The organism is Halomonas sp., assembly GCF_041689495.1.
GTDB lineage: Bacteria > Pseudomonadota > Gammaproteobacteria > Pseudomonadales > Halomonadaceae > Halomonas.
In genome coordinates this window covers 1-5080 of record NZ_JBDNGD010000308.1, presented here as the reverse complement: position 1 = coordinate 5080, position 5080 = coordinate 1, and the positions used below count along the sequence as shown (strand labels likewise).

Sequence of the window (5080 nt, the reverse complement as noted above, 5' to 3'; positions counted from 1 at the left end):
GCCGCGGCCATCCGAGCAGCGATTGACGGTGGCGTCATGCCATATCACCGGTGTGGCATCACCGAGTAACTGTACGTCGAGTTCGACCCACTGGCAGTCCGCATCGTGGGCGGCACGAACGGCCGCCAGGGTGTTTTCGGGTGCTCGGGCGGAGAGGCCCCGGTGGGCCATCAGGCGGGGCAGGGCAATCCTGGGATCTGACATGGAACATGGCCTCCCTGGTCGGTCGATGTTCTCCTATCCTACACCTTGGCGACATTTCCGTGACCGCTCACCCGGGCCACGGCAGAAAGCCTTGACCCTATGCGGGTTTCGCGTTTGTATACTGAATTGATTATCGTCATAAAGATGATTCCCTGACCAAAAAGAGACAACCCTATGGCCAAGCGTATCCAGTTTTCCCGTACCGGAGGTTCCGAGGTCCTCGAACTCGTCGACGTCACGCCGGCAGACCCCGGCCCCGGTGAGGTGAGAGTCAAGAACCAGGCCGTCGGATTGAATTTCATCGACATCTACTTTCGTACCGGCCTCTATCCCGCGCCCTCCTTGCCATCGGGACTGGGTACCGAGGGAGCCGGCCTGGTCGATGCCGTGGGTAAAGGGGTTAGTCACCTCAAGCCCGGTGACCGGGTCGGCTATGCCCAGGGTCCCCTGGGCGCCTATGCGCAATACCATGTGTTGCCGGCGGACAAGGCGGTAGTGCTGCCCGATACCGTGGACGTCGAGACGGCGGCGGCCTGCCTGCTCAAGGGCCTGACGGTCCAGTACCTGCTGCGCCAGACCTCTCCACTCAAGGGCGGCGAGACGATCCTCTGGCACGCCGCTGCCGGGGGGGTCGGCTCCATTGCCTGCCAGTGGGCGAAGGCGCTGGGGGTCAGGCTGATCGGTACCGTCAGCTCCCTGGAGAAGGCGGCCCTGGCCGAGCGCAACGGCGCCTGGGCCACCATCGACTACACGAAGGAGGACGTGGTCGAGCGGGTGCGCGAACTGACCCAGGGCGAGATGTGTGACGTGGTCTATGATTCGGTGGGTAAGGATACCTGGGAACTATCGCTGGACTGCCTCAAGCCGCGAGCCCTGATGGTCAGTTTCGGCAACGCCTCCGGCCCCGTGGATGGCGTCAATATCGGGATCCTCAACAAGAAGGGATCGCTCTTCGTCACTCGCCCGAGCCTCAACGGCTATGCGGACACCCGTGAGCGGCTGGAGATGATGGCAAGCGACCTTTTTGCCGTCCTGGAGAGTGGAGAAGTGAAGATCGATATCGCCCAACGCTACCCTCTGGAGGAAGTCGGCAAGGCGCAGGATGCCCTTCAGGGACGTCGGACCACCGGTTCCACCATTCTGATACCCTGACAAGAGGATGCCAGCCGTTTCTGCCATCACCAGAGGCGCGGCTTCGCGCTGAGGGAGACCGCCATGAGTCACGTGTTTCATCGCAATCTGAAGCAGCACTACCCCATGGCAGTCAAGGGTGACGGCCCCTACCTGATCGACAGCCAGGACAAGCACTACCTCGATGCCAGCGGTGGCGCCGCAGTGTCCTGCCTGGGTCACAGCGATGCCGATGTTATCGAGGCCATCCGTCGCCAGGTAGGCCAGTTGGCCTATGCGCACACCTCCTTTTTCACCAACGAACCGATGGAATCTCTGGCCGACTATCTCGTCGCGAAGGCGCCGGAAGGCCTGTCGTCGGTCTATTTCGTGTCCGGTGGATCGGAGGCGATCGAGGCGGCACTGAAACTGGCTCGCCAGTATTTCATCGAGACTGGCCAGCCGGAGCGCAAGCACCTGATCGCCCGCCGCCAGAGCTATCATGGCAATACCCTCGGGGCCCTGGCGACGGGTGGCAACGAATGGAGACGCCGCCAGTTCGAGCCCTTGCTGATCGATGTCAGCCATGTCAGTCCCTGTTACGCCTATCGGGGTCTCCGCGACGGGGAAAGCCTGGAGGGCTATGCCATTCGCCTGGCCGCCGAGCTGGAGGAAGAGATACAGCGGCTGGGGCCCGAGAACGTCATGGCCTTTGTGGCCGAGCCCGTGGTCGGTGCCACCCTGGGTGCCGTGACAGCAGTGCCGGGTTATTTCACCCGGGTACGCGAGGTCTGTGACCGCCACGGGGTGCTCCTGATACTCGATGAGGTGATGTGCGGCATGGGTCGTACCGGTAGCCTGTTCGCCGCGGAGCAGGAGGGCGTGACGGCGGACCTGATCACCGTGGCCAAGGGGCTGGGTGCGGGCTATCAGCCCATCGGCGCTACCCTGGTCAGCGCCAGGATTCACCAGGCCATCGCCGATGGCTCGGGATTCTTCCAGCACGGCCATACCTATATCGGCCATGCCACGGCATGTGCCGCCGCCCTGGCCGTGCAGCATGCCATCGAAGACAGACAGCTGCTGTCACGGGTGGTCCAGTTGGGGGAGGGCCTGCATGAGCGCCTGGATGAGTGTTTCGGCTCGCACCCCAATATTGGCGATATCCGGGGGCGGGGTCTGTTCCGGGGTATCGAACTGGTCGCGGACCGAGATAGGAAGCAGCCCTTCGATCCCGACCTGAAGCTCCATGCGCGCATCAAGAAGGCGGCCATGACCCATGGCCTGATGTGCTATCCGATGGGGGGCACCCTCGATGGCCGACAGGGGGATCATGTGCTGCTGGCGCCTCCCTTCATCCTCGAAGATCACCATCTGGACGAGCTCACCGACAAGCTCGACCGGGCAATCCAGGATGCACTCAGCAGCCTTTAACAGGTCCAAGGCAATGGGGAGCAGGATGATGGCGAAGGCATGGACCTGATGTCGGACAGCACTCTGGTCTTCATTGTCCTGGGACTGACCCTGGCCGCCTTCGTCTGGGGGCGCTTCCGCTACGACCTGGTGGCGCTCTCTGCGCTGCTGGGTTCGGTGATGCTGGGTCTGGTGCCGGGCGATGAGGCCTTTCTGGGCTTCGGTCACCCGGCGGTGATCACAGTGGCCGCAGTGCTGGTGATCAGTCGCGGTTTCGAGCGCTCCGGGGTGGTGGACGTGATCGCCGAACAGGTGCTCAAGGTCGGGGAGCGGCTCTTCCTTCAGCTGGCCGCGCTGACCGGGACCGTGGTGGTGCTCTCCGGCTTCATGAACAACGTCGGGGCACTGGCGCTGCTGCTGCCGGTGGCCATGCGCCTGGCCCGCGAGCATGATACCTCGCCGTCGCTGTTGCTGATGCCGCTGGCCTTCGGCTCCCTGCTCGGCGGCCTGACCACCCTCATTGGCACCCCGCCCAATATCATCATCGCCAGCTATCGGGGCTCGGTCACCGGCGAGTCTTTCGGGCTCTTTTCCTTCTCTCCCGTGGGCGTGGCGGTGGCCCTGGCCGGGCTGGCCTTCATCCTGCTGATCGGCTGGCGGCTTGTGCCCCAGCGGGCCGGCAAGGCCTCCACCGAGGAGATGTTCGACACTGCCAACTATCTGGTTGAACTCGAGGTGGACGAGGAGGCGAAGGCCAACGGCTGGACGCTACGTGACCTGCATGATGCCCTGGAGGAGACTATCCCGGTGCTGGCCGTCGTGCGCGACGACACTCGCCGCGCCGGCCATGCCTTCCATGGTGAGCTTCGGGCGGGCGACATCCTGCTGCTGGAGGCGGGCCCCGAGGAGATGAAACTGCTGGAGGACAAGGCGGGGCTTCGCTTGGGCAAGGACCCCGAGGACGGCGACGAGGCGGCGCAGCAGGCCGAGGCCGGCGACGATGCGCGGGAACCGGAGCGGGACCCGGAAAATGCGACAAAGGACCAGACGCCGCAGGAAACCGAGAGTGAGAAGGAGAAGGAGAAGGAGAAGGGCGTGGATACCGAGGGGCTGCAGCTGGTGGAAGTAGTGGTGCGCAACGACACTATGATGGTCAATCGAACAGTTGGCCAACTGCGCCTGCAAAACCAGTTCGGCCTGCACCTGGTAGCGGTGGCCCGCGACGGGGGACGCCTCAAGCAGCGCCTGCACGATATCCGTTTCCGCCCGGGCGACGTTTTGCTGCTGCAGGGCGGCGAGAGCGAGCTCTCCGAGAGCCTGGCGACCCTGGGCTGCCTGCCGCTGGCCAGCCGTAACCTGTCCCTGGGGCAGCCGCGGCTGCTGCTGATTTCCCTTACCATCTTCGCCGCGGCGATCCTGGCCATCCTGCTGGGTGTGCTGCCTGCGGCGGTGGCGCTCGCCACGGCGGCCCTGGTCTCGCTGCTGGTGGGGGTGCTGCCGCTGCGCGACGGCTACCAGGCGATCGACGGTCCCGTGCTGGTGCTGCTCGCCGCGATGATCCCGGTGGGACAGGCGCTGGAGACCAGCGGTGGGGCGGCGCAGATCGCCGACGCCATGATGGCCTGGGGAGGGCAGTGGCCGGTGGTGGTCACCCTGGTGGGACTCTTCGTGATCACCATGATGCTCTCCGACATCATCAACAATGCCGCGGCGGCGGTGCTGATGGCACCCATCGCCGCCAGCCTTGCCGAGGGGTTCGGGGCCTCCCTGGATCCCTTCCTCATGGCCGTGGCGGTCAGCGCCTCCTGCGCCTTCCTCACACCGATCGGCCACCAGTCCAACACCCTGGTGATGGGGCCCGGGGGCTATCGCTTCGGGGACTACTGGCGGATGGGCCTGCCGCTGGAAATCGTCGTGGTGGCAGTGGCGATCCCGATGATCCTGCTAGTGTGGCCGTTGTAGGAAGGCCAAGCATTGCAGTGGCCGCTCAGGCGGCGTTTCGGCTCAGCATCCTGACTTGCCGGCGACGAAGGCGTCATAGGCAAAGTCATCCACGCTTAGCATGGCCAGCACCTCAGCTTCACGTTTGCCCATGAAGGAGGCGTCGTCGACGCTGATGAGACCTGCCTTGAGCGCGGTCTCTACCTTCTGCTCGGGATGCAGGGCCTCTATGGGTAGCTGCCCCTTTGCATAGGCCTTGTTGACCGTGCGATAGAGCGCCTCGGCGCGGTCCTGGGTGACCAGCAGGGCATTGTAATGAGCCAGTGGATTGTCCCGGGCACCGTCACTGCCCTGCCAGGTGGCCTCCAGCAGGGTGTGCCGCAGTGCCGTGTCGCGGGAGACGGCCTGGGCG

General features: G+C 64.6%; 5 protein-coding genes. 3 read left to right on the top strand and 2 right to left on the bottom strand.

Translation table 11 applies throughout. The annotated features are described in order from the left end of the window. On the bottom strand, nt 1–204 hold a 204-nt coding region (locus ACESMD_RS10225; RefSeq protein WP_372612815.1), incomplete at its 3' end, for a glycerophosphodiester phosphodiesterase family protein. Between the two features lie 174 nt (nt 205–378). On the opposite strand from ACESMD_RS10225, the gene ACESMD_RS10220 reads away from it, so the two are divergent. The 3 genes from ACESMD_RS10220 to ACESMD_RS10210 all read left to right on the top strand — a co-directional run bounded on the left by ACESMD_RS10220 (nt 379) and on the right by ACESMD_RS10210 (nt 4689). Beyond that, entirely contained in the window at nt 379–1356 is a 978-nt protein-coding gene (locus ACESMD_RS10220; RefSeq protein WP_372612813.1) for an NADPH:quinone reductase, read from the top strand. Nucleotides 1357–1419: 63 nt separating this feature from the next. After that, nucleotides 1420–2748 (top strand): aspartate aminotransferase family protein, encoded by a 1329-nt coding sequence (locus tag ACESMD_RS10215; protein ID WP_372612811.1) that lies wholly within the window; start codon nt 1420–1422, stop codon nt 2746–2748. 48 nt (nt 2749–2796) lie between these two features. Then, nucleotides 2797–4689, top strand: a complete 1893-nt coding sequence (locus ACESMD_RS10210) for an SLC13 family permease (protein ID WP_372612817.1) — start codon at nt 2797–2799, stop codon at nt 4687–4689. Between the two features lie 42 nt (nt 4690–4731). On the opposite strand, the gene ACESMD_RS10205 is transcribed toward ACESMD_RS10210, so the two are convergent. Then, nucleotides 4732–5080 (bottom strand): acyl-CoA dehydrogenase domain-containing protein (locus tag ACESMD_RS10205; RefSeq protein WP_372612809.1); only part of this gene is annotated, 349 nt, incomplete at its 5' end.

Bases quoted from the DNA above. Each gene is read 5' to 3' on its own strand.
- ACESMD_RS10215 (WP_372612811.1), top strand. From the start codon at position 1,420: ATGAGTCACGTGTTTCATCGCAATCTGAAGCAGCACTACCCCATGGCA.
- ACESMD_RS10220 (WP_372612813.1), top strand. From the start codon at position 379: ATGGCCAAGCGTATCCAGTTTTCCCGTACCGGAGGTTCCGAGGTCCTC.
- ACESMD_RS10210 (WP_372612817.1), top strand. From the start codon at position 2,797: ATGTCGGACAGCACTCTGGTCTTCATTGTCCTGGGACTGACCCTGGCC.